Source organism: Lautropia dentalis, assembly GCF_003892345.1.
Classification (GTDB): Bacteria; Pseudomonadota; Gammaproteobacteria; order Burkholderiales; family Burkholderiaceae_E; genus Lautropia; species Lautropia dentalis.
Genome location: NZ_RRUE01000002.1, coordinates 788511 through 813782, shown reverse-complemented (window position 1 = coordinate 813782; position 25272 = coordinate 788511). Strand labels below are relative to the sequence as shown.

17 protein-coding genes and 1 riboswitch are annotated in these 25272 nt (G+C 65.6%); of the genes, 11 read left to right on the top strand and 6 right to left on the bottom strand.

The features are described 5' to 3' along the window. Window positions 1-17 precede the first annotated feature (17 nt). From EHV23_RS11350 to EHV23_RS11330, 5 genes are all read right to left on the bottom strand, one after another. A complete protein-coding gene (locus EHV23_RS11350) occupies window positions 18-992 on the bottom strand; it encodes a CobW family GTP-binding protein (protein ID WP_125096175.1) in 975 nt (324 codons plus the stop codon). A 442-nt stretch (window positions 993-1434) separates the two neighbouring features. Next, window positions 1435-2664: a tyrosine recombinase XerC gene (locus EHV23_RS11345; RefSeq protein ID WP_125096174.1), complete on the bottom strand. Its 1230-nt coding sequence runs from the start codon at window positions 2662-2664 to the stop codon at window positions 1435-1437. Between the two features lie 6 nt (window positions 2665-2670). Then, the gene (locus EHV23_RS11340) at window positions 2671-3405 is read right to left on the bottom strand and encodes a DUF484 family protein (protein WP_125096173.1); all 735 of its coding nucleotides are present in this window, start codon (window positions 3403-3405) and stop codon (window positions 2671-2673) included. 26 nt (window positions 3406-3431) lie between these two features. Then, the gene (gene dapF / locus EHV23_RS11335) at window positions 3432-4352 is read right to left on the bottom strand and encodes a diaminopimelate epimerase (protein WP_125096172.1); all 921 of its coding nucleotides are present in this window, start codon (window positions 4350-4352) and stop codon (window positions 3432-3434) included. After that, a complete protein-coding gene (locus tag EHV23_RS11330; protein WP_238990434.1) occupies window positions 4349-5506 on the bottom strand; it encodes a lysophospholipid acyltransferase family protein in 1158 nt (385 codons plus the stop codon). Before EHV23_RS11330 ends, dapF begins: the two co-directional genes overlap by 4 nt. A 1081-nt stretch (window positions 5507-6587) precedes the next feature. Between EHV23_RS11330 and metK the strand changes: the two genes are divergently transcribed. From metK to EHV23_RS11300, 6 genes are all read left to right on the top strand, one after another. Beyond that, window positions 6588-7751: a methionine adenosyltransferase gene (gene metK / locus EHV23_RS11325; RefSeq protein ID WP_125096171.1), complete on the top strand. Its 1164-nt coding sequence runs from the start codon at window positions 6588-6590 to the stop codon at window positions 7749-7751. Between the two features lie 24 nt (window positions 7752-7775). Continuing rightward, a riboswitch (S-adenosyl-L-homocysteine riboswitch) is annotated at window positions 7776-7868 on the top strand. A 109-nt stretch (window positions 7869-7977) separates the two neighbouring features. Beyond that, window positions 7978-9387, top strand: coding sequence for an adenosylhomocysteinase (ahcY, locus tag EHV23_RS11320; protein WP_125096170.1), 1410 nt, complete (start codon window positions 7978-7980; stop codon window positions 9385-9387). Continuing rightward, window positions 9387-10319: a TlyA family RNA methyltransferase gene (locus EHV23_RS11315; RefSeq protein WP_125096169.1), complete on the top strand. Its 933-nt coding sequence runs from the start codon at window positions 9387-9389 to the stop codon at window positions 10317-10319. Before ahcY ends, EHV23_RS11315 begins: the two co-directional genes overlap by 1 nt. Further along, complete coding sequence (gene metF / locus EHV23_RS11310) at window positions 10316-11164, top strand: methylenetetrahydrofolate reductase [NAD(P)H] (protein WP_125096168.1); 849 nt, start codon at window positions 10316-10318, stop codon at window positions 11162-11164. The genes EHV23_RS11315 and metF overlap by 4 nt, the downstream gene beginning before the upstream one ends. A gap of 192 nt (window positions 11165-11356) precedes the next feature. Further along, window positions 11357-13228: a cyclic di-GMP phosphodiesterase gene (locus EHV23_RS11305; protein WP_125096167.1), complete on the top strand. Its 1872-nt coding sequence runs from the start codon at window positions 11357-11359 to the stop codon at window positions 13226-13228. Beyond that, window positions 13191-14570, top strand: a complete 1380-nt coding sequence (locus EHV23_RS11300; RefSeq protein WP_125096166.1) for an EAL domain-containing protein — start codon at window positions 13191-13193, stop codon at window positions 14568-14570. Before EHV23_RS11305 ends, EHV23_RS11300 begins: the two co-directional genes overlap by 38 nt. Here the strand turns inward: EHV23_RS11300 and EHV23_RS11295 are convergent. Beyond that, window positions 14459-15232, bottom strand: coding sequence for a 5-formyltetrahydrofolate cyclo-ligase (locus tag EHV23_RS11295; RefSeq protein ID WP_158615946.1), 774 nt, complete (start codon window positions 15230-15232; stop codon window positions 14459-14461). The genes EHV23_RS11300 and EHV23_RS11295 overlap by 112 nt on opposite strands. Between EHV23_RS11295 and EHV23_RS11290 the strand changes: the two genes are divergently transcribed. From EHV23_RS11290 to EHV23_RS11270, 5 genes are all read left to right on the top strand, one after another. Continuing rightward, complete coding sequence (locus tag EHV23_RS11290) at window positions 15233-17977, top strand: lytic transglycosylase domain-containing protein (RefSeq protein ID WP_125096164.1); 2745 nt, start codon at window positions 15233-15235, stop codon at window positions 17975-17977. Window positions 17978-18144: 167 nt separating this feature from the next. After that, a complete protein-coding gene (locus EHV23_RS11285) occupies window positions 18145-19599 on the top strand; it encodes an ATP-binding protein (RefSeq protein ID WP_125096840.1) in 1455 nt (484 codons plus the stop codon). Window positions 19600-20055: 456 nt separating this feature from the next. Beyond that, window positions 20056-21390: a tRNA nucleotidyltransferase/poly(A) polymerase-related protein gene (locus EHV23_RS11280; RefSeq protein WP_125096163.1), complete on the top strand. Its 1335-nt coding sequence runs from the start codon at window positions 20056-20058 to the stop codon at window positions 21388-21390. 413 nt (window positions 21391-21803) lie between these two features. Continuing rightward, window positions 21804-23204: a hypothetical protein gene (locus EHV23_RS11275; protein ID WP_125096162.1), complete on the top strand. Its 1401-nt coding sequence runs from the start codon at window positions 21804-21806 to the stop codon at window positions 23202-23204. A gap of 336 nt (window positions 23205-23540) precedes the next feature. Further along, complete coding sequence (locus tag EHV23_RS11270) at window positions 23541-24944, top strand: hypothetical protein (RefSeq protein ID WP_125096161.1); 1404 nt, start codon at window positions 23541-23543, stop codon at window positions 24942-24944. The last annotated feature ends 328 nt before the right edge of the window (window positions 24945-25272 follow it).

Sequence of the window (25272 nt, the reverse complement as noted above, 5' to 3'; positions counted from 1 at the left end):
TCCTTGTCGCCCGGCGTTCAGGCCAGACACTGCTTCAGCCCGGCAATGAAGGTGTCCTTCGGCAGGTTGCGGCCAATGAACACCATCTTGCTGGATGGTTTTTCGCTGGGCTCCCATTTGCGGCCCAGATCGGCGCCCATCATCATGTGCACGCCCTGGAAGACCATGCGCCGCGGCGTCCCCTTGATGTAGAGCACGCCCTTGTAGCGCAGCAGGTCGGGGCCGAACACCTGGATCATGCCGCCCAGGAATTCTTCCAGCTTGGTGCCGTCGAACGGGCGTTTGGACTTGAAGACGAACGACGACACGGCGTCGCTGTGCGTGTGCTCGTCGCTCTCCAGGAAGTCGGGGTCCACCTCCAGCACGGCATTGAGGTTGAAGCCCTTGATGTCGAGCACTTCCTTCACGTCGGCATTGCCGAACTGGATGGGAAGGATCTGCGCGCGCGGGTTCATCTGCACCAGGCGCCTGCGCAGGGCTTCCAGTGTCTCGTCGTTGACCAGATCCGTCTTGGAGATCAGGATGCGGTCGGCAAAGCCCACCTGGGCCTGGGCCTCCTTCGTCTCGTCCAGCTGCTGGCTGCCGTGCAGGGCATCCACCACGGTGATGATGGCGTCGAGCATGTAGCTCTGCGCCACTTCATCGTCCATGAAGAAGGTCTGGGCCACGGGGCCGGGATCGGCCAGACCGGTGGTCTCGATCACCACCCGGTCGAAATGGATATCGCCTGCGTCGCGCCGGGCCTTCAGGTCCAGCAGGATGCGCACCAGATCCCCCCGCACGGTGCAGCAGATGCAGCCGTTGTTCATCTCGACGATCTGCTCGTCGCCCTGCATCAGCAGGTCGTTGTCGATGCCCTCTTCGCCGAATTCGTTCTCGATGACGGCGATTTTCAGGCCATGATCGTCCTTCAGGATCTTGTTCAGCAGCGTGGTCTTGCCGCTGCCCAGAAAGCCGGTCAGGATGGTGGTAGGGATAAGCTCGTTTGCCATGTCACACCTTCTGCGGGCAGGCCGCATGCTGGAAACATCTGAACGATTGCACCCCCCGCATGGGGGCATGAAACCGCAGACCTTTCCGAGGGAGCGCGGATTGTACGCGCTCCCGCGCCGCCAGCAAGTAACTTAATTTTGCACGCCCATCGCCAGGCGGAACATTGGCAACAGCTTGCGCGCAAAAAGGCGCCTCCTGCGCCCCTTGCAACATGCGTTAACACGCGGCGTGCAGCACGCGCCCGTACACTGCGACGGATGCGCCCGGACACCGGCCGGATGTGCACCTGCAACATGCACGGCCCGTGCAGGCGCCGCTTCCATGCCCGTGATGGTCCGGGGAAAACGCCCGCAGCATCGATTCCGTTCTGGAGGCCGCTCCCATGTCCGCGATGATCCTGGGCATCACCGGAGCATCGACATGGGAGCAATGCGGCGTTTTTCAAGATCCATCCCGCCGTTTCGCCCGGGGATGGGCACGGTCGTAGGTAGCCGCCAGATGCTGAAAATCCAGTGCCGTATAGATCTGGGTCGTACCAATGCTGGCGTGGCCCAGTAGCTCCTGCACCGCCCGCAGGTCGCCGGACGACTGCAGCAGGTGACTGGCAAACGAATGCCGCAGCATGTGCGGATGCACGTGTACCGGCAACCCGCGCGCAAGCCCCAGCCGGTCGAGCCGCAGCTGCACCGCCCGGTTGCCCAGCCGCTGCCCGCGCGACGACAGGAACAGCGCCGCCTGATCGGCCGCCGGATGTGCCGCCAACCACGCGGCCCGCACCGCCAGCCAGTGATCCAGCGCCGCCTGCGCAGCCCGTCCCACCGGCACCGTACGCCGCTTGCCGCCCTTGCCCAGCACCTGGACCTCGGCCGCCGGACGGTCGTACCAGGCCGACGAAGGGTCGCCCCCCGATGATGCCTGCAACCAACAGTGATCCAGCGCCGTCAGCTCCGACAGGCGCAGCCCGCTCGAATACAGCAGTTCGGCCATCGCCCGGTCGCGGGCATTGACGAAAGCCTGTTCCGCATCGGCATCGCCCTCGACCAGTTGCACCGCCTGGTCCACCGGCAGCGCCTTCGGCAGCCGTTTGGGCCGTTTGGGTGCCTTCACGCCCCGCACCGGGTTGGCCCGGACCCGCCCCTGCAGGGCCAGCCCGTCGAAAAAACTGCGCCAGGCCGACAGCCGCCGCCCCAGCGAGGCCGCCGACAGCCCGTTGCGCGCCCCCTCGGCCACCAGCCGGCGGATGTCGGCCTCGGTCACCTGCGACCAGTCGGCCGAAGCAGCCCCCACACCACTGGCCCCCATTCCTGCACCAACACCAGCCCCTGCACCAACACCAACACTAGCACCGTGCGCGGCCTCACCCGTTCCCGACACCGGACCGCTGCCCGAAGCCGCGCCGGCCCCCGCTCGCGTGGTACGCGCAGCGGCCAGACCGGTCAGCAGCACCTCCAGATCGTGCTGGTACGCCGCCAGCGTATGCGCCGAATAGCCGCGCTCGGTGCGCAGCCGCTGCAGCCAGGCCACCACGTCGGCGCGCAGCCCAGCCGAAGGCACATCCCGTCCGGACACGGACGCAGACACGGATGGATCGGCAGGCCCCTGGGCCGCCGCCCTGGTCTGCGCTCCGTGGGAAGCCGCTGCACGCGCCCCCATGCGCCCGGCCGGTTTCATGGCCGTTCAGGCCACCTGTCGCGCCGGCAGCGCCCGCGACAGCGAGGCGCCGGCCATGTCGGCCAGCTGCTCCAGCACCACCGTGCCCATGCCGCTCTGGAAGCGGTTGGGGTCGTGACTGCCGATCACCAGCAGCCCGAAACTCTGCGTCTCGTTGCCGGCCCGCAGCGCCATCACGGCCAGCGAGGCCACCTCCTGCCCCCGGTCGGGGAACCAGGCCACGATTTCGTCCTGCTGTTCGGCCGGCCCGCAGAACGGCTGGTCCAGCCGGTCGGCCCACTGCCGCAGCCGCGACGACACCGGCCCCTGCGAGGTTTCGGGCAGGTTCACATCGGCCCACAGCCGCACCAGCACGAAGGGCACATCGAAGCCGCGCCTGAGCCCCGCGCACAGCAGTCCGGGCAGCCGCGACGGCTCGCGCTCACCCAGCAACGCATGGGCCAGCCCCTGCATCTTCATCGACAGCGCGTCGTTGTCTCGGCCGATGCGCAGAAAATCCGCCACCCGCTTCTCCAGCATGCGGTTGCTGTCGCGCAGCACCGTCACCTGGCGTTCGATCAGCGAAATGGCGCGCCCGCCATGCGGATGCCGCAGCCGGATCTGGCTCAGCAGATCACGGTGCGTCTCGAAAAATTCGGGGTTCTGCTGCAGCCAGGCCGCCACCTGCGCGGCGTCCAGATCAGCCATGCGGCGACCACGCCCGTCGCCGCCTGCGTTCCCCTCCACAGAGGTCAAACTCATGAGCAATCCTGCAAATCACCATCCGGTCAGATGTCACCGGACAGCACGGGGGCGTCGGGCACATCGACTTCGGTATGGAACACGGTCACGGCCGGCCCCCTCAGGAACACCGAATGGCCCGGCCCTTCCCAGCGGATGGTAAGCCTTCCCCCCGGCACCTGGACACGTACCCGACTGTCCAGCAGGCCCTGTTGCATTCCAGCCACAACGGCCGCACAGGCCCCCGTCCCGCAGGCCATCGTCTCGCCCGCCCCGCGCTCGAACACCCGCAGCGCAATGCCGGTACGCGACAGCACCTGCATGAAGCCGGCATTGACCCGCTGCGGAAAGCGCGGATGCAGCTCGATCAGCCGCCCCTCGGCCTTCACCGGCGCCTGTTGCACATCATCCACCACCTGCACGGCATGTGGATTGCCCATCGACACCAGTGCCAGCTCACGGGTGGTCACCTCGCCCGACGGTTCTTCGAGCGCCACCGGCCAGAGCTGCATCCGGCCGGCATCGCGCGGCACCAGTCCGCGTGTGGAAAACGGCAGCGTGGCCGGATCGAAGGACGGCTCGCCCATGTCCACTTCCACGTCGCCATCGGGCATCAGCGCCGGCATGATGATCCCACCCTTCGTCAGCACCCGGATGCGCGACTTTTCCGTCAGTCCCTGCTCCGTCACGAAGCGCACGAAGCAGCGCGCCCCGTTGCCGCACTGCTCCACCTCGATGCCATCGGCATTGATGATGCGATAGACGAAATCCAGCCCCTGCGGCCCGGCGGCCTGCTGCTGCGCCGCGGTGGGCCGCTCGACGATCAGGATCTGGTCGGCCCCCACGCCCACATGGCGGTCGGCCAGCCAGCGCCACTGCGAAAGCGTCAGCCCGGGCATTCCCCGGGTGGCATCGATCACGACGAAGTCATTGCCTGCGCCGTGCATCTTGGTCACCTGCAGCTTCATGCCCGCCCCCCTCGCGGCACGGCGCCGCCCGGTCCGGTCTGCTCCCCTGCTCCGTCGGCCGGCATCCCCACTGCCGGACGGACGGCACCTTCTCCGGTGGATGCCTGCACGGCCTGGCCGGACACGGGCTGCGTGTCCATCCGCTCGCCTGCGGATGTCTCTCCAGCCGCCCCTGCCGCCCGCTGCTGGCCAGCCTGTTCCGTATCGGCCGCTGTATCGGCCGCGATCACCGTCTCCGCGCCACCCAGGTCCGTAGTGGTCATCGGGTCCACATCACGCAGCCGGCCGTAATAGTCCCGCTCGCCCGGCGGCCGGGTCTTGAAGCGCTTGTGCGTCCACAGATACTGTGCCGGTGCCTCCAGCACCCGCGCCTCGATGAACGCGTTCATCTGCCGCGTGGCCGCCTCCAGATCGTCGCCCGGATAACCATCCCAGGCCGGATAGAAGCGTGTGCGATAGCCCGTGTCGGTCATCAGCGTCACGCAGGGCACCACCTTCGCGCGGGTCATCTGCGCCAGACGCCCCACCGACGTCACCGTCGCCGCCTTCACGCCGAAAAAGGGCACGAACACCGAATCGCGCGCCCCCAGGTCCATGTCGGGCAGAAAATAGAAGGGCACCCCCTCGCGCAGCTTGCGGATGGCTCCGCGCAACCCGTCCTGCCGTGACAGCACGATGGCGCCGCTGAAGCGGGCCCGCCCCTTGCGCATCTCCTCGTTGAACACCTTGTTCTTCTGGTTGGCGAACATGGTGAACATGGTGTGATCGATGCTCAGGCGCGAGCCGCCGGCATCCATGCCCAGGAAGTGCGGGGCCAGCAGGATCATCGGCTCCTTGCCGGCGTGCGCCTCGAAATAGTGGGCATCCTCGATCTGCACCATCTCGCGGATGCGCTCGATGGGCTGATACCACAGCACGAAACGGTCCAGAAAGCTGCGCGCGAAGAACTTGCAGTGCGCCAGAATGAGCGCATCGCGCTCCCGGTCGCTCATCTGCGGAAAGCACAGCCGCAGATTGATGCGCGCAATGTTGCGCCGCCGGGGCACACAGTAATAGAGAACCACGCCCGCGAGATTGCCCAGCCGGCGCAGCCACGCATAAGGCAGCCCCGACATGCGGCGAAACAGCGCCAGCAGCAAGCGCGACACATTCACGGGTAGCAACCCTCCTGATTCGGGACGAACGGCCCCCTTCCCGGGCAGGGACAGCCCAAAGCCGCTCTTCCCTGCAAAGCAGCCCTCTCCCGCCAGGCGGCCCTTCCCTGGGACGCAGCCCTTCCCTGCGGGCGAACGGATACCGTGCGGGAGTTTGTAACGATTGTAATTCCAGACATATCGAGCCGGACACCGCCGGATGAACTGTTCGATGCGGGCGCCGGGCGAGGCCCGACCGGACAGCCCCCGTCCAGGCCCTTGTACCCCACCCTGTACCCCAAAATCCCGGCCGCGCCTGCCGGGGCAGCGTCGCGCCGCCCGCAAGCATACACGGGCACCCGTCCTTTCCGCCAGTCACAGGCACAAGGACCATGGTAAACGCCAGCCGGCAGGCCGCACGGCACCGGTCACACAGCAGACCGCCTGCCCGGCCAGGGAGGATCTGGCGTGAGGCGAACGGCCATGATACGCGCCAATAACCCTGTTGCCATCAGGCTATTGTGCAGCCTGCGACACAGGCCGGTGCGGCAGACACAGACCACACGACCGCCCCTCATCTCTGCCTCATCTCTGCCTCATCTCTGCCTCATCTCTGCCTCATCTCTGCCTCATCTCTGCCTCATCTCTGCCTCATCTCTGCCTCATCTCTGCCCCACATCTGCCCCTGCAGCCGCCCCATGCCCGCCCCCACGTCCAGTCACCCGTCGTGCATGATGCGTTCGTTCTTGGCCAGCCAGACACACATGCAGTCATGACAGCGGCGCCTTCCGCCGGGGCGCACGCACCAGTCACATGGATGGCACGAAAATGTGACTGGTGTGACCGATTGCCATGGCGGGAAGAATGACCATCGCTATAATTTGCCGCGTGGCCACCGAGTTAATTGGGACAACTTGCGGGGTGGCCCGAACGGCCCGGGTACAGCAGCCCGTTCCGTATCGAAACAAATCAATCACGTCCGCTAAAGCGTCGCGGCTTCCCATGAAGCTGGCAACGCCAGAAAACAACAGGTTGCAACGAATACCCCTGTTTTCTGGACCCAAAGCCCAATCCAATTCACTGCGGAATGCCTCAAAACACCATGAGCGAATACCTCTTTACTTCCGAGTCCGTCTCCGAAGGTCACCCGGACAAGGTCGCCGACCAGATTTCCGACGCCATCCTCGACGCCCTGCTGGCGCAGGATCCCAAATCGCGCGTTGCCGCCGAAACCCTCTGCACCACCGGCCTGGTGCTGCTGGCCGGTGAAATCACCTCCACCGCCAACATCGACTACATCGGCGTGGCCCGCGACACCATCAGGCGCATCGGCTACGACAACACCGAGTACGGCATCGACTACAAGGGCTGCTCGGTGCAGGTTGCGTACGACAAGCAGAGCCCCGACATCGCCCAGGGCGTGGACCGCGCCGAGGACGACAACCTCGACCAGGGCGCCGGCGACCAGGGCCTGATGTTCGGCTACGCCTGCGACGAAACCCCGGTGCTGATGCCGGCCGCCATCCACTACTCGCACCGCATCGTCGAGCGCCAGGCCCAGCTGCGCCGCGACGGCCGCCTGCCCTGGCTGCGTCCGGATGCCAAGTCACAGGTCACCCTGCGCTATGTCGACGGCAAGCCGCACGCCATCGACACCATCGTGCTGTCCACCCAGCACCACCCGGACATCGCCCAGAAGGACCTGAAAGAGGCCGTGATCGAAGAGATCATCAAGCCGGTCCTGCCGAAGGAACTGATCAAGGGCGACATCAAGTACCTGATCAACCCCACCGGCCGCTTCGTCATCGGTGGCCCGCAGGGTGACTGCGGCCTCACCGGCCGCAAGATCATCGTCGACACCTACGGTGGTGCAGCCCCGCACGGTGGCGGTGCCTTCTCCGGCAAGGATCCCTCCAAGGTCGACCGCTCCGCCGCCTACGCCGGCCGCTACGTGGCCAAGAACATCGTGGCCGCCGGCCTGGCCAAAAAATGCCTGGTCCAGATCAGCTACGCCATTGGCGTGGCCCAGCCCACCTCGGTGCTGGTCACCACCGAAGGCACCGGCGTGGTGTCCGACGAGAAACTGGCCGAACTGGTGCGCCGTCACTTCGACCTGCGTCCGAAGGGCATCGTCCAGATGCTCGACCTGCTGCGCCCCATTTACGGCAAGACGGCCGCCTACGGCCACTTCGGCCGCGAGGAGCCCGAGTTTTCGTGGGAAGCAACCGACAAGGCTGCCGCCCTGCGTGCCGACGCGGGCCTGTGAGGCTATAATCCCGCGACATTCGGTCGTATCGAGAAGCGTTGCGACCGGGAACCTGGGCCATGTCCACCGTTCCCGGCCAGGCTCGGCACGATCCTGACAAAACGACGCTTGCATCCACCCCACTGGCTGCAGGCGTCTTTTTTTGCCTGCACCTGTCCCTCTTTCACCGCGGGTGCCCACCGGCATGACCCGGCAGCACCCGCCCGAACCCGGAGCATCCGCCCACATGAACGCACCTGCTGCCAAAGACTACAGCATCGCCGATCTCTCCCTGGCCGACTGGGGCCGCAAGGAAATCCAGATCGCCGAAACCGAAATGCCCGGCCTGATGGCCATCCGCCGCGAGTACGCCGCCGCCCAGCCGCTCAAGGGCGCCCGCATCACCGGCTCGCTGCACATGACCATCCAGACCGCCGTGCTGATGGAAACCCTGGTCGCCCTGGGTGCCGAGCTGCGCTGGGCCTCGTGCAACATCTTCTCCACGCAGGACCACGCTGCCGCCGCCATGGTGGCCGCCGGCATCCCCACCTTCGCCGTCAAGGGCGAATCGCTGGCAGACTACTGGCGCTACACCCACGCCATCTTCGAGTGGGCCGACGGCAAGCCGTCGAACATGATCCTCGACGACGGCGGTGACGCCACCCTGCTGCTGCACCTGGGCGCCCGTGCCGCGAAAGACCCCTCCGTGCTGGACAAGCCCACCAGCGAAGAAGAAACCATCCTCTTCGCCGCCATCCGGGAGCGCCTGAAGACCGACCCCGGGTTCTACCAGCGCAACCTCGATGCCATCATCGGCGTCACCGAAGAAACCACCACCGGCGTGCACCGCCTGCAGCAGATGTCCGACCGTGGCGAGCTGAAGCTGCGCGCCATCAACGTCAACGACTCGGTCACCAAGTCCAAGTTCGACAACCTGTACGGCTGCCGCGAATCGCTGGTCGACGGCATCAAGCGTGCCACCGACGTGATGGTGGCCGGCAAGATCGCCGTGGTGGCCGGCTACGGTGACGTGGGCAAGGGCTCGGCCCAGGCCCTGCGTGCCCTGTCCGCCCAGGTGTGGGTCACCGAGATCGACCCGATCTGCGCCCTGCAGGCCGCCATGGAAGGCTACCGCGTGGTCACGATGGAATATGCCGCCGACAAGGCCGACATCTTCGTCACCACCACCGGCAACAAGGACGTGATCCGTCACGAGCACATGGCCGCCATGAAGGACCAGGCCATCGTCTGCAACATCGGTCACTTCGACAACGAAATCGACGTGGCCTCGCTGTCCCAATACACCTGGGAGAACATCAAGCCCCAGGTCGACCACATCATCTTCCCGGACGGCAAGCGCATCATCCTGCTGGCCCAGGGCCGTCTGGTCAACCTCGGCTGCGCCACCGGTCACCCGTCGTACGTGATGAGTTCCTCCTTCGCCAACCAGACGCTGGCACAGATCGAACTCTTCACCCGCCCCGACCACTACCAGCCGGGCAAGGTGTATGTGCTGCCCAAGCACCTGGATGAAAAAGTGGCCCGCCTGCAGCTGGACCGCCTCAACGCCCAGCTCAGCAAGCTCACCCCCGAGCAGGCCGCCTACATCGGTGTGCCGGTCGAGGGCCCGTACAAGCCCGACACCTACCGCTACTGATGGCCACCCGGGCCGACGTCGAACTGGTCGCGCGCGGGCTGGTCAAATCCCGCACGCTGGCACGGCGCCTCATCGAAGAGGGTGCCGTGTTCACCGAAGGCCCGGGCGGTGAAGTACCCGTCACCCGCGCAGCCCAGCCGGTCTTTCCCGACCAGCCGCTGCGTGTGGCGGCTTCCGGCGCCAGCCGCTTCGTCTCGCGGGGCGGCAACAAGCTCGACGCCGCGCTCGATGCCGCGGGCATCGACTGCACCGGACTGGACGCACTGGACATGGGCATGTCCACCGGCGGCTTCACCCATTGCCTGCTCGAACGCGGTGCCCGCCAGGTGCTGGGCATCGAAGTGGGTCATGGCCAGCTCGATCCGCAGCTTGCCGCCGACCCGCGGGTGAAGTGCCTCGAACACACCCATATCCGCGACGTGCAGCTGGCCAATCTCGTCCTGCCCGACGGATCCCGCCCCCTTTGGCCACCCGCATCCCGCCACGGCATCCCGCAGCAGGACACCGTCCCGGACCCTGCATGGCAACCAGCGGGGGCGCAGCCCGGCAACACACCCTTTCTGCCTGACAGCACATCGGCCCCAACGGTCCCCCGGCCGGGTTTTCCCCTCATCGTCGTCGACCTGTCGTTCATCGCCGCCAGCCAGCAGCTGGCCAGACTGGCCAGCCTGGCCGCCCCGGGCGGACGGCTGGTGTGCCTGATCAAGCCGCAGTTCGAACTGGGGCCCCAGGCCCGCAACAAACAGGGCATCGTCAGACGTACGGCCGACCTCGATGGCCTGCGCCGCGATGTCATCCAGCGTGCCACCGACGCCGGCTGGCAGGTGGACGGCTGGCAGACCTGCGCCATCATGGGCGGCGACGGCAACCAGGAGTATTTTCTGGTGGCCACGCGACAGCCGGTGCCTCCCTCCCTCCTCCCTTCATCATGACCCAGCACACTGCCTCCCGCACCCCGCAGCTCAGCTTCGAGTTCTTCCCCGCCGCCACCGACGCCGGCATGCAGAAACTGCTCGACGCCCACCAGGCGCTGCGTACCCTCGACCCCGCCTACTTCAGCGTCACCTTCGGCGCCGGCGGCAGCACCCAGGCCCGCACCACCGAAATCGTCACCGCCCTCACCCAGGCCGGCTCGCAGGTGGCGCCGCACCTCACCTGCGTGGGCGCCACGCGCGAGAGCATCCGCAGCCTGCTCGACAGCTACCGTGACCAGGGCATCCGCCGGCTGGTGGCCCTGCGCGGCGACCTGCCCTCCGGCATGGTCGGGCTGGGCGACTTCCGCCACGCCATCGACCTGATCCGCTTCATCCGCGACGCCTACGGCGACTGGTTCTCCCTGGAAGTGGCCGCCTATCCCGAAATGCACCCCCAGGCCGAATCACCCGATGCCGACCTGGCCCGCTTTGCCGAAAAGGCCGCCGCCGGCGCCCACAGCGCCATCACCCAGTATTTCTACAACCCCAACGCCTACTTCGACTTCGTCGAACGGGCCGAAAGGGCCGGCGTCACCATTCCCATCGTGCCGGGCATCATGCCCATCCTCAACTACACCCAGCTGGCCCGCTTCTCCGACGCCTGCGGCGCCGAGATCCCCCGCTGGATCCGCCTGCGCCTGGCGTCCTTCCACGATGACGTGGACTCGCTGCGCGCCTTCGGTCACGACGTGGTGGTGGACCTGTGCCAGCAGCTGCTCGACGGCGGCGCTCCCGGCATCCACTTCTACACCATGAACCAGGCCGGCCCCAGCACCGCCATCTGGCAGGCCCTGGGCCGCTGATCCGGCAACGGGCACCATGCCGCCCGTCAGCCCCTGCCGGCCGACACGGGTTTCACTGGCACACCCCACGATCCGGCTCGCTAAGATGACTCTCCCGGGTTCCCGGTGGCACCACGAGGGTGCCGCCCCCGGACCCGCCGTTGCAGGCACCTTTCCCGTTGCGAAAGGTCAGTCAACCTGGAGCATCTTCCCTTGTCCACCGTTGCCGATCAGACGAGCCAGGCCACACCGCCGATGACGGCCAACCGCCGTTACCGGATCGCCGTTCATGATCTCCGACTGAACATGTTCGTCGTGGAGCTGGACCGGCCGTGGCTCGATACGCCGTTCCTGCTGCAGGGCTTCCTGATCGACGACCAGGTCGAGCTGGACACGCTGGTGCGCTACTGCAACTACGTCTACGTCGACCTGGAGCTGTCGTCGCCCAGCGTGGCCATGGCCATCCGCATTGCCGACGCCAACTTCGGCCGGCTCCAGCCTCACGCCGCGGGCGACACCCGCCCTCTCCCGGCCGGCCTGACCGGCGGCACGACCAGCATCGGCACCATCAGTGCCGCCACCCCCGCCAGCGCTACCACCGGGCCGGCCCCGGCTCCGGCACGCCCGCAGCGCCGGCCGGTACTGGCCCCGGAGGCCCCCACCACCATCATTCACGCCCACGGTGCCCCCGCGCCCGCCGCCCCGGACACCGTGACCGCCGCCGAACAGCTGCGCAAGCGCCGTGCCCAGAACGCCCCGGAAAAACGCGCGCTCGCCTACGAAGAGCCCACGACCCGCATTCTGGGTGCAGCCGCCCCGCGTCCACCACGCCGCTACAAGCCGCGTACCGATGCCCGCGTCTCGCGCGAGACCCGCAACCGCTTCCGGCAGATGGTCAAGCAGAATGCCGATGCCCGCAAGGACGACGACCAGGGCGTGCTGGAGCGGATGCTGTTCTGGATCACCGATCACCTGGCCCAGAACCGCGAAATGCAGCGCCACGCCCAGACGCTGCGCAACATTCCGGAGCTGCGCAACGCCGGCTTCAAGCTCACCCACTATGGCGTGCCCAAGCGCCCCATGGAGGACGAGCTGCCGCGGGCGCGCCATGCCTTCAAATCGGGCGAGAACGCACTCAATTCGCTGATCGACGACATCCGCCGCGGCAACACGCTGGACATGGATGCCGTGGCCGGCGCCGTCGACAGCATGGTCGACAGTGTGCTGGACAACCCCGACGCCATGATGTGGATCGCGCGGCTGCGCGAGGAAGACATTCAGGTCTATCACCACGGCGTGCGTGTGGCGCTCTATCTGGTGGCCCTGGGCCGGCATCTGGGCTTTCCGCGCCAGGAACTCAGCTATCTGGGCCAGATCGGCATGCTGGCCGACGTGGGCAAGACCAAGATTCCCCGTGCCCTGCTCGAAAAACCCGGCCTGCTCTCGGCCGCCGAATTCGGGCTGGTCAAGGAGCACGTCAACCTGTCGCTGCACATCCTCAACAGCGGACCGGCCCTGCCTCCACAGGTGCTGCAGGGCATCAGCCAGCACCACGAGCGCATCGACGGATCCGGCTATCCCAACCAGCTCAAGGGCACGCAGATCAGCATCTACGGCAAGATGGCCGCCATTGCGGACTCCTTTGCCGCCCTGATCACCCCGCGCCCCTACGCGAAGGCATCGTCCCCGCAGGACGCCCTGATGAGCCTGTACGAGTGGAGCGGCACCTCGTTCCACGAACCCCTGGTGGAGCAGTTCGTGCAGGCCATCGGCGTCTTCCCGGTGGGCAGCCTCGTGGAACTGTCCAGTGGCGAAGTGGCCGTCGTGCTGGCCCACAACCGCATCCGGCGCCTGGAACCCCGCGTGCTGGTGCTCTCGACGCCCGACAAGACGCCCCTGGAAGTCCCCGCAGCGCGCGATCTCTACCAGGAAGCCAGGAAATCCCGTGGACGACAAACCCGACCCCTGCGCATCGTGCGCGGGCTGTCAGCCGGTACCTACGGTTTCAAACTGCAGGATTACTACCTCGACGAGGTCACGACCCAGCATGGAAACACAGCACAATCAGCGCCTGACGCCCAATGAACTGCTGGCCCACGGCCAGCAGCTGCTCAGTCGCAAGGTGGCCAGCCAGCCCCTGCTGCTGACCATTGGCCTGAACCGGTCGGACCAGCTGCAGGCACTGGCCCGCGACCCGCACGCCAACCTCGTGCTGGGCGAGATCATCAAGCGCATCAGCAAGCGCCTGCGGGCAGAAGACCGCGTGGCCACCGCTGCGTTCGACGAGATCTGGATCCTGATCGCCAACGTCCCCAACGAAGCCGTGGCCACCACCATCGCCACCGCCTTCCGCGAGGCACTGTACGTCCCCATCCACATCCCGCTGCAGAATGCGCAGACCCTCACCGCCCAGCTGCAGCCGGTCATCGGCGGCGCCTGGAGCCGCAGCAGCACCGTCAGCATCGGCGGCCTGCTGCAGGGTGCCTGGGACGCCCGCCAGCTGGCTTCCGAACGTGAGGAGCGGCTGCTCGTGCAGTGCATCGGTGCCGACGACAACGCCGCCCGCATGGCCGAAATCGAAACCGCCCTGCGCCGGCACCTGTTCAGCAACGACCTGGAAGTGCACTTCCAGCCGCAGATCGACCTGGCCACCAACCAGTGTCACGCGGCCGAAGCGCTGATCCGCTGGCCGCAGAACCATCCGCTGCAGGTCAGCCCGGCCATGATCGCCTCCATCTGCGACGACCGCGGCATGATCGGCCAGCTCACCCAGTTCGTCATCAACACCGTGCTGCGCCAGCAGATGATCTGGCAGGCACAAGGCTTCGATCTCAGCATCGGCATCAACCTGTCGGCCAAGACGGCCAACGACCCCGGCTTTGCCGCCCAGGTCGCCCAGGCCTGCGAGACCTGGAGCCTGTCACCCGACCGGTTGCTGTTCGAACTGACCGAAGACTCGATCGTGCGCAACGAGCGTGCCACCATCGAATGCATGCACGCGCTGCGCAACATCGGCTGCGAACTGTCCATCGACGACTTCGGCACCGGCTATTCGTCGTTTGCCTACCTGCGCCAGTTCCCCGTGCACGAACTGAAGCTCGACCGCGTGTTCATCCAGAACCTCGTGGCCGACCGCGGCGACCAGCAGATCGTCAAGGCGCTGATCGACCTGGCCCATGCCTTCGATCTGCGCGCCCTGGCCGAAGGCGTGGACGACCCCGCCGCCGTGCACATGCTGCGCGAATTCGGCTGCGACCGTGTGCAGGGTTTCCTGTACTCGCGCGCCCTGCCCGCCGAACAGCTGATCGACTGGGTTCAGCGCTTCAACCGCGGCGAGGCCATGGCCACGATGCACCGCGACGGCGTCACCAGCCTCGACAGGGGCCTGTCCCAGGCCATCAGCGTGAGCGACACCGTCTCCGCCTGATCGTAGGCCACCCCCACCGTGGGAAACGGATGCGCAGCCAGCGTGCGGTCGTAGAAACCGCCGCCATACCCCAGCCGGTAAGGCATGGAGCCCTGCGCATGCTCACCTGCCGCGCCTGTGCCTCCCGTCGTCGCGCCGGCGGCAAGGTCAGCTACGGAATGTGAACCTGCAAAGGTACTGACAGCCAGTGATTCCGCGCCCTGAGCGTGGACGTTGGCTGCGGCACGTGAACCCGCAAAGGAACTGCCTGCCGCTGGACCGTTCGACACCTGAAACCCCACACACGGGATGATCAGCACATCCGGCACCACCACCTCGGTGGTGTCCGGCACCAGCACGCCGAAGGCCGCCTCGCGCAACGGCGTGGCAGCATCCCACGCATGAAAAGACAACGGATTGTCCCGACCTGTAACCACGGGCAGCGACAGCCGCCGGCCTTCGGCACGCCACTGGGCATACGCGGCCGAAAGATCAGGTTCGTCACGGATCGGAGAAAAAACGCCGATATTGGCCGCACTTTGCAGCAGATCGACCTGCAGCAACTGCTGGCACAGTAGCGTATCGAGGTGCGCACGCTGCCCGGCCGGCAGCGCCGAACGCGCCGCAAGCAACTGCTGGCGCAGCGCCCTGCGTGCTATGCTGGATTCGGAAGGTTTGTCCACATGAACATTGTAAACGCGCCACGCGGCTCCCTCCTGCCCGGGCTTCCTGCCCGCAAGCCCCTGATGCTGTCCCTGCTGGCCGCGTTCTGCGTGCTGCATGGCGGCATGGCCACGGCCGCGCTGGACACCGGCATGCAGCCCCCCGATTTGCCGGCCGGCAACGGCACCGAACAGACCGTCACCGAAGCCGTGGCCGACACCCTGCCCGTCACCGGCAATGCCGAGCCCGGCGCCCCGGTCCCCGCCGTCACCGGCCCCAACGACAACGCCACCACCCTGGCCAACGCCACGCTGCAACCCGGCATCAGCAGCATCCTGGCCCGGCTGCAGCCCGCCATCATCTACGTACCGCCCACCGTCACCGACCCGGTGGATCTGGCCATCCTCGCGGCCCGCAAGGCCATGCAGGCCAACAACCTGGCCGCTTTCGACACCGCCGCCGCCCTGGTCCCCCGCGGCCACGCCCTGTCCGGCTACCTCGACTACTGGCGTCTGCGCATCCGCCTCAACAACGCCGGCTCACCAGCCCGCACAGCGGTCATCACAGCTCCCGCCACCACCGCCGATGGCCCGACTGCCGCCAATGGATCGATCACCGCCAGCGGATCGACCACCGGCACCAGCGCCGACGCCGACTACCAGGCCGTCAGCGCGGATGCCCGCGCCTGGCTCGGGCAGAACCCGCGCACCCTCACGGCCGACCTGCTGCGCCGCGACTGGATGCTCGTGGCCGGCCGCCGGCAGGACTGGGCCACCATCGACGCCCTCTACCCGCACTGGACGCTGAAGGACGAAAGCGCCCCCGAATGTCTGATGGCGCTGTCGGCCATCGCCAGAACCCCCACCGGCCAGCACCCCGGCGTGGCCACCCTCAAGACTGCCACCGCGCAGATCCTGCAGCCCGTTGCACTGAACCCCGCCTGCACCGCCCTCCTGCAGACGCTGGCCGAACACGGCCTGATCACCCCGGCACAGCGCCAGCAGCGCCTGAACCTGGCGCTGGAGATCAACAGCCCCGCCGACATCCGCGAGGCCGTCCAGCTGCTGCCCAACGCCCCCGACGCAAAGGCACTCGATGTGGCCCTGAACAGACCGGGCAGCCTGCTGGGCATCACCGGCGGCACGCCGGGCAGGAGCGCCGGCCTGCGCAACCGCAGCCCGCAGGCCAGGCATGGCAGCGGCAAGACCGCGGCACTCGAACGTCCTGCTCCGGGCATCGTCCTGGTGTCCATCCAGGCCCCGCGCAAACCGGCCCGCGCCGCAAAAGCGCCGAAAGCCAGCAACCAGACGAAAGCCCACCACACCCCCCGGGCCGCCCGCCACACAACCGCCTCGCGTGCCCATGCCGCACGCAGCAGCAGCGCCGCCCACCTGACGGCGAAACAGGGCCATGCCCGGAAACAGGGGCGCACCGTCACCGCCAGACAGGCCACCCCACCGAAACTGGCCGGCGCACCGAAGCAGCCCGCCATCACCCTCACACCACTGCTGGCGAAGATTGCCCTCGTGCGCCTGACCAGACAGGATCCGGCCCGCGCCGCCGAACTGCTCAAATCCGGCCGGACCGCCAACGGCATCCCCCTGAAACTGGGGCCTGCCGGCCGCGCCTTCGTCTGGTCGCAGATTGCCATGGCCGGCATGTTCCGCCTCGACGGCAGCGCCCCCCGCTGGGCCGACGAAGCCCGCCACGCCCGGGTCAGTGACCATACCCGTGTCTGGCTGGCCCGGGCCGCACTGGCCGAGCAGCACTGGACGCAGCTCGACACCATCATCCGCGCCATGGGGCCGGCACTGCGCAACAGCCCCACCTGGACCTACTGGCACGGCCGCGCCCAGCAGGCGCTGGGCCACCCCAGAACCGCCAGCCATGCCTTCCAGACCCTGGCCACCCGCCACGACTACTACGGCAAACTGGCCCGTGAAGAGCTGGGCCGCCCGCACCGCACCGTCGATACCGGCACCCTCGCCCCCGTATCCGAAGCCCTCGTTCGCGCCGTGGAAAACAACGACGGCATCCGCCAGGCCATGGCCTTCTACCAGCTTGGCCTGCGCGGCGAGGGCAATCGCGAATGGAACTTCCAGATGCGCGGCCGCAATCCCGAACAGCTGCGCGCCGCCGCCACCTGGGCCGCCCGCCACGGCCTGCTGGACCGCGCCATCAACACCGACGAGCGCATCGTCACGGGCCAGGCCAGCCCGCACCTGCGCTTTCCCACCCCCTTTGCCGAACAGCTGCTCACCATCACCCAGCAGCAGGCCATCGACCCCGCCTGGGTCTACGGCCTGATCCGGCAGGAATCGCGCTTCGTGATGTCGGCGCGTTCCAGCGTGGGCGCCTCGGGCCTCATGCAGATCATGCCCGCCACCGCCAAATGGGTGGCCCGGCAGATGGGCAACACCAGCTACCAGCCCGACCAGCTCAACAACCTCGACACCAACCTCACCTTCGGCAGCTACTACCTCAAGCGCGCACTGGATGACCTGAACGGCTCGTCGGTGCTGGCCACCGCCGGCTACAACGCCGGCCCCCGCCGCGCCCACGCCTGGCGCGCCAGCCTGCGGCAGCCCATGGAAGGCGCCATTTTCACCGAGCTGATTCCATTTACCGAAACCCGCGGCTACGTGAAGGCAGTGCTGTCGAACACGGTGGATTACGCCACCCTGTTTTCCGGGCAGCCGCAGTCGCTCAAGCACTGGCTGGCCACCATCACGCCGGAGCCGGTGGGGCTGGCGCAGTTGCCGTAGGACGTGTCATGGACTCATTCGTCCCTGCCACCGTGCCGCTCCAACCCGATGGAGCGCTGAAGCTGATACAGGAAAATCATTGCCAGTAAAATGGTCTGTCCGGATATAATCCAGTACAGACCATTCCAAAAGCCGGGGCACGGCCCATGGCAACCAGAACGACAGCCATGGACGAACATCGGATTGCCACACTCATTGAGAGTCTCCTTGAACAGCCATCAGAAACTGCCTGGCTGGAGTTCAAGGAAAACGACTCAAACCCCGAATCCATCGGCAAATACATCTCCGCACTATCAAACGCGGCACGACTGGAAGACAAGCCCTTTGCTTACATGCTCTGGGGCATTCGGGACACCGATCATGGCATCACAGGCACAACCTTCTCGACAACTTCTGCCCGCCACAAAGGGCAGCCTCTCGAGCACTGGCTCACCCAGTTCGTGAGCCCATCCCTGAATTTCACATTCAGGTCTGTTGACTACCATGGCATTCACCTGACCCTCCTTGAAATACCCGCATGCGAGAGCATGCCAACAGAATTTGACAGAATTGCCTACATTCGCATCGGAAGCGCAACCCCCAAACTGTCTGACCATTCAGGCAAGCTGAAAGCACTTTGGGGAAAGATTCAAAGTCACGCCTGGGAGAGCGGCACGGCTCTGGCATTCATCGACACGGAGCGTGTTCTGGATATCCTTGATTACCCGGAATACTTCCGTCAGACAGCCCAGCCAACCCCCGATGGAAAATACCGAATCCTTGAAAAGCTCCATGCCGACGGGCTCGTACAAAGGGACGCCGGAGACAACTGGAACATCACAAATCTGGGAGCCATCCTGTATGCAAGAGAGCTGAAAAATTTCCCACCACCAATTCAGCGCAAATCCATTCGTTTCATCGCTTACGATGGCAATGGCAGAATGAGTCCGGTTCGCTACAGGATGGAGGGTTCCCGAGGCTACGCCACTGACTTCCCGGCATTCATCGACAGGATTCATGACGCCATGCAGCATCATGAGCGTATCGATCGAGTACGACGGGTATCACAATACTCGTTTCCGGAAATCGCCATACGGGAACTCGTTGCCAATGCACTGATTCATCAGGACATGACGATCAGGGGCAGCGGGCCTCTTGTAGAAATGTTCAACGACCGAATTGAAGTTACGAACCCCGGAGTGCCTCTCATCACTCCGGAACGCTTCCTCGATTTTCCACCACGCTCACGTAACGAAGCGCTGGCAGCACTCATGCGACGAATGAGGTACTGCGAGGAGCAGGGAACAGGCATCGACAAGGTCATCCAGGCGGTAGAATCCCACCATCTTCCTGCCCCTGACTTCCGTACCGAGGGTGACGCTGTAAGAATCGTTCTCTATGGCCCCCGCAAATTTGCGGACATGACCCCGGAAGAGCGCATTCGCGCCTGTTATCAGCACGCTGCCTTCCTTCATGTCAATGGCAAGCGCATGAAGAACGCCTCTCTACGCGAACGCCTGGGCATTGACCTCCGGAACGCAGCACAGGCCTCGTCTGTCATCTCGCAGACCCTCAAGGCAGATTTGATACGCTCGGCAGATCCGGCACACCCCCGTGCCGGCTACCTCCCCTACTGGGCCTGACCCTGATCACATCTGACCCACACGACACGGCCACAGATACACTTGGTTACATAGCGACTTCACAAAACTTGATTCAAATGCCCCCGCTTGTCCAAAAAAACCTACTCGCCCGGATATAGTTCAACAAAATCAATAGGTTAAGTGACGCCAAAGTTTTGATCCCGTTTTGATCGTAATCCGTCCAGCCCTGTCTCTTCAGAGATTGGCGGCACACCGCCCACACGCAGGGACAGGCAGAAGCAACGCAGCTGCCGATTCAATAAAGATTCTCATTTCTCATCTTGCCACTCCACCCCCTGATATCACGTACAGTACGGGCCAGACCTTCACCCACTGGCTCAAACGCACCTTCTTCGCATGACATCCACTGCCCGCCCTGCTGCGCCTCCCCCGTCCCATACGGATGCAGAAATCCCCGGAGCCGTGGCAGACACCTCTCCCGACACAACCGCTCCCATGCAAACCTGCCGTGTCGGCGGTTCCGTACGCGACGAACTGCTAGGCCTGCCCGTCGGTGACCGTGACTGGGTGGTGGTGGGCGCCACACCCGAACAGATGCTGGCCCGCGGTTTTCGGGCCGTCGGCAAGGATTTTCCGGTCTTTCTGCACCCCCAGACCCACGAGGAATATGCACTGGCCCGCACCGAGCGCAAGACGGCCCCGGGCTACAAAGGGTTCGACGTGCATTTCTCGCCGGACGTGACCCTGGAAGAAGACCTGCTGCGACGGGACCTCACCATCAACGCCATGGCCATCGACGATGACGGAAACATCATCGACCCCTTCAATGGTCGCGCCGACATCGAGGCCAGAATCTTCCGCCACATCAGCCCGGCCTTTCGCGAAGACCCGGTGCGCATCCTGCGCGTGGCCCGCTTTGCCGCACGTTTTCCGGCATTTTCCGTCGCCCCGGAAACACTGACCCTGATGCAGGCGATGAGCGCTGCCGGCGAAGTCCATGCCCTGGTGGCCGAACGCGTCTGGCAGGAAATTTCCCGTGGATTGATGAACGCCAAACCCTCCCGCATGCTGGAGGTACTGGCCGACGCGCATGCACTGCCCATTCTGATCCCGGCGCTGCCCGCGCCTGCCACACAGCCCGCCTGGCTGGCCGCACTGGATGCCAGCGCAGAAGCAGGTGATCCACTGCCGATACGCTTCAGCATTCTGCTGGCGGGGATGAGCATCACAGCAGAAGATGGAAATACGCCGAATGCCTCCCTCCCCGGCACATCCCCAAAAACAGCGGGCACCAGGGCATCCAAATCTCCCTGTCAGCAGGCCGTCACCGAACAGGCCCGCGCCCTGCGCGCCCCAAACGATTGCATCGACGCCGCCAGCCGGCTGGCCGGAGAAATCCCCGGCCCCATTCCGCAGGCCGCCCAAAAATGGTTTGCGTCACCCGCCCGAAAGGACGCTGTCGAACTGGTTGCCCTGTTCAACCGTCATGACGCCTGGCGGCGACCGGAGCGGTTGCAACAACTTCTGATGGCGGCACGACGGCTCGCGTGTGCAGACGGTCATGCAGACACATCATCTGCATCGCGCATCGACCTGCAGACAACACCCATACCCCAGATGGCCGACACCATCACCGCCACATGCCGCGCCATCGAACACGCGCTGCAGGTCGCCTCTGACGTGGATACGGGTGCCATTGCGCAATTGCACCAGCAGAACCCCAAAGGCATACGGCAGGCCATCGATGATGCCCGTGTCGAAGCCATCCATGATTCTGCGGCCCTGCCGTCTCGTCCTGCACGTCCAGAGGGAATTCGCGGGCACGAATGAATCCATGACACGCACCCAGCCATCCGGCACCCGACACCAGCCACCCAATACCAGCCATCCGGCACCAGACAACAGACAACAGACAACAGACAACACCAGAATGAGCGCTCTGGCCTGATCGTCCTTCCAGGCCATGCTCATCCCGATCAGGAATTTTTCCTCCTGCCTTTTGTCCTAAACATTCATTACCACATTCACCCTGCACCAACAAACAGACACAAACCTTCAGGGTCATCTCCGGATAATGCACGGAAACCCGGCTTTGTCAGGCATCATCGTCCCGCCTGATGCAATACGGCCGCTCCCGCAGAGAAACAATCATCGCGTACAGGTCTGATAGTCTGTCTGCCCGTTTTCTCTTTCTCGAACCTGCCGGCACCCGCGGGTGCCCATCCGACAGGACATCATCCACCATGCGCATCCCCGCATCATCCCGGTCCGTCAACCCGTCTTCCTGCCGCACTGGCACACCCCGTGCAACAGCCCCGGCGACTGGCTCTCGTGCCCGTGCACCCCACCCCCTGCTGCGGGCCACGGCTGGCGCCTTCGCCCTGGCTCTGGCCCTCACCAGCTGTGGCGGGGGTGGGGGTGGCGGCAGTGATGCCTCTGCCAGCAACGGCCCCACCATCAGTGGTTCGAACCAGACCGGCAGCTACACGCTGGGTTCGGCCGAGTACAAGCGCCTCTACGGCCCCGGCGTCTACCGGCAGGACAGCCTCGGCAACACGGCCGTGGGCATCTACAAGGGACAGGAGCAGATCGTCTCCGACCGCTTTCGCGCCACCTCCACGGGCCACCTGGAGAAGGTGCGCATCTACTGGCAGACGGGTGACGGCTACTCGTCCGGCAACAACGGCGTCATGCGCCTGCGCCTCTTCCCGGACGATGGCAGCAGCCAGCACCTGCCCAACACGTCGGGCACGCCCCTGGCCGAAGCCTCCTTCACGCCCGGTGGTGCCACCTACGGCCGCTCGCTGTTTGCCGACATCAATTTCAACGCCACGCAGCCGATGCAGGCCGGCCAGCTCTACCATCTGGTGATCGACAACACCGACGGCAGCCCGGCGCAAAACTACATCAGCAGCAACAACGCCGTCACCAACGACGACAACGCCCGCCCGGCCCGCTGGCTGGCAGTGTCGGAATGGGCCACCCTGCTGGGTACGCGTTCCCCCGGTTCCAATGCCGCCTTCTCCTGGCAGGATCTGGTGCAGACGCCCCTGCGCGGCAACCGCTACGTCCCGGTGCTGCAGATCACCACCCGCGAGGGTACGACCCAGGGCGCCTCACCCATGGAAAGTGGCGCAGTGGACCCGGACCGCATCTTCACACTGGCCTCTGGCCATCCCATCCGCGAGCGCTTCACCCCCTCTGCCAACCACCAGATCAATGCACTGTCGGTAGCCACGGCAGCGAAGGCGGCGGGCAGCCTGCACTGGCGCATCCTGCAGGGCGACAACGAGCTGGCCAGCGGCAACATCGATGCCGCCCAGGCCAACTATCGTACCCTCGATACCGACACCGCCTTCAAGGTGGCCAAGTCCGACTGGTACGACGTGAACCTGCCCAACCCCGTCACGCTGCAGGCCGGCCAGACCTACGACGTGGAGTTCGAGCCGCAGGGCAGCAGCCAGTGGGTGTTCTCGGTCACGCGCAATGGCTCGCGCAACGGCTTCACCTGGCCGGTGGCCTTTACCGAATCGCATGCCGAACACCGGCAGGACGGCCAGTGGATCAACGCCAGCCCCTGGACCCGCGAATCCAGCGGCCGTTCCGATACCAACTGGCCCGTGGTGCTGCACGACGCGCAGTAAGCCGCCCCAGGCAGCGCCGGCCTTGCGCCGGTGCTGCTGATCCCGGTGCAGATCGTTCCATCAGTGTCGCCTGGGCCAACATTGCCCAACTACTTACTATTGGTCGAAAAATCTTATACAAATACAAGGCCAGAATAACTAGATAAATTCATAACACGAAAAAGCATCGCAGGAAACGAAGAGAACGATTTTTGTTCGGCATAATACGCGCCGCTCACCAAAAATATCCGCATTGCCTCCGCTTCGGCCGTTTCAGGAAGCGGTACCCCGCCCGGCCATCCGCCGGTACCTTGCCCCGGGCAACTGGCGCCGTGCCCGACCCACCTCTTGCCTGCCATGAAACCGCACACACCTTCGGCGCCTGCACTGCAACCTACCGCCCTCATTGCCTCCCTCTGCCTGGCACTGGCCGCCTGCACCGGCAGCGGCGGTGGCGTTGCCGACGACACTTCCGGTGGTCGCGCCAGCAGCAGCCTCACCACCAATACATCCGGCAGCAACAATGGCAGCACGGCCGCGAATACCGCGGGCAATGCCTCTGCGTCACAGGGGCCCCTGCAGCCCGGCGAGGAGGGCTACACCCTCACCTCGGCCGAATTCCAGCGCCTCTACGGCCCTGGTGTGTACCGGCAGGACGGGCTGGGCAACACGGTAGTGGGCATCAACAAGGGGCAGGAGCAGGTGGTGTCCAACCGCTTCCGTGCCACCGTCAACGGCAACCTGTCTTCCGTGCGCCTGTACTGGCAGACGGGCAATGGCTATTCGTCCGGCAACCACGGCAGCATCCGCCTGCGCCTGCTGCCCGATGACGGCAGCCCGCAGCACCTGCCCGACCTGAACGCCACACCGCTGGCCGAAAGCGTCTTCACCCCCGGCACCCCGGTGGAATACGGCCGCCCGCTGTTTGCCGATGTGTACTTCGGCGGCGCCCAGCCCATGCAGGCCGGCCAGCTCTATCACCTGGTGATGGAAAACGTCGATCCCGATCCCTGGACCAACTTCATCAGCAGCAACAACGCCATCACCAATGACGACAACGCCCGCCCGGCCCGCTGGCTGGCGGTGTCCGACTGGGCCACGCTGCTGGGCACCCGCACGCCCCAGTCCGGCGATGCGCCGGCATGGTCGGACCTGACGCAGGATGGCCTGCGCGGCAACCATTACAGCCCCATTCTGGAAATCACCACGGCCGACGGCCAGAAACAGGGGGCTTCCACCATGGAAAGCGGTGCCGTTGATCCGGACCGCATCTTCACCCTCACCGCAGACCACCCGATACGCGAGCGCTTCGTCCCCACCGCTACCCGGCAGATCAACGGCCTGTCGTTTGCCACGGCCGCCTCCGTGGCGGGCACGCTGCGCTGGCGCATTCTGCAGGACGGCACCGAGCGGGCCAGCGGTACCATCCAGGCCGACCAGCCCAATTACGAGGCCCTCGTCACCGACACCTCGTTCCGGGTGGCCAAGTCCGTCTGGTACGACGTGGCACTGCCCACCCCCATCACCCTGACGGCCGGGCAGACCTGGGACGTGGAATTCCAGCCCGAGAGCGACAGCCAGTGGGTGTTCTCGGTGTCGCGCAACGGTTCGACCAACGGCTTCAGCTGGCCGGCTGCCTTTACCGAGTCGCATGCCGAGCACCAGCAGGACGGCCAGTGGATCAACGCCAACCACTTCGCCCACTATTCCAGCGGGCGGGGGGACACCAACTGGCCGGTGGTGCTGCATCAGGGGCAGTGATCCGACCCCAAGGGAGCCTCTGCAAAAGTCTGCGAGCGCTTTGGACCCAGGATCGGGATGAGCCAGAAGGCGCCCGTTGACGGCAATAGCAGGGCTATTGGCGGCAAATGGCAACGCACTGGATCGCCCGAGCATGGAGGCCAAAGTGCCGCAGGACTTTTGCAGAGGCTCCCAAGGCCTTCCCGGGCACATCATGAACGTCCCCGCGCCCCCTTTGGATACGCAGGACGAGCCGGCACAGACACCACACCCCATGATGCCCGGGAACACGCGGGCCAGCATCGCCTACAATATCGCCTGACCGTGCCTGTATCGGATCCCTGCCGCA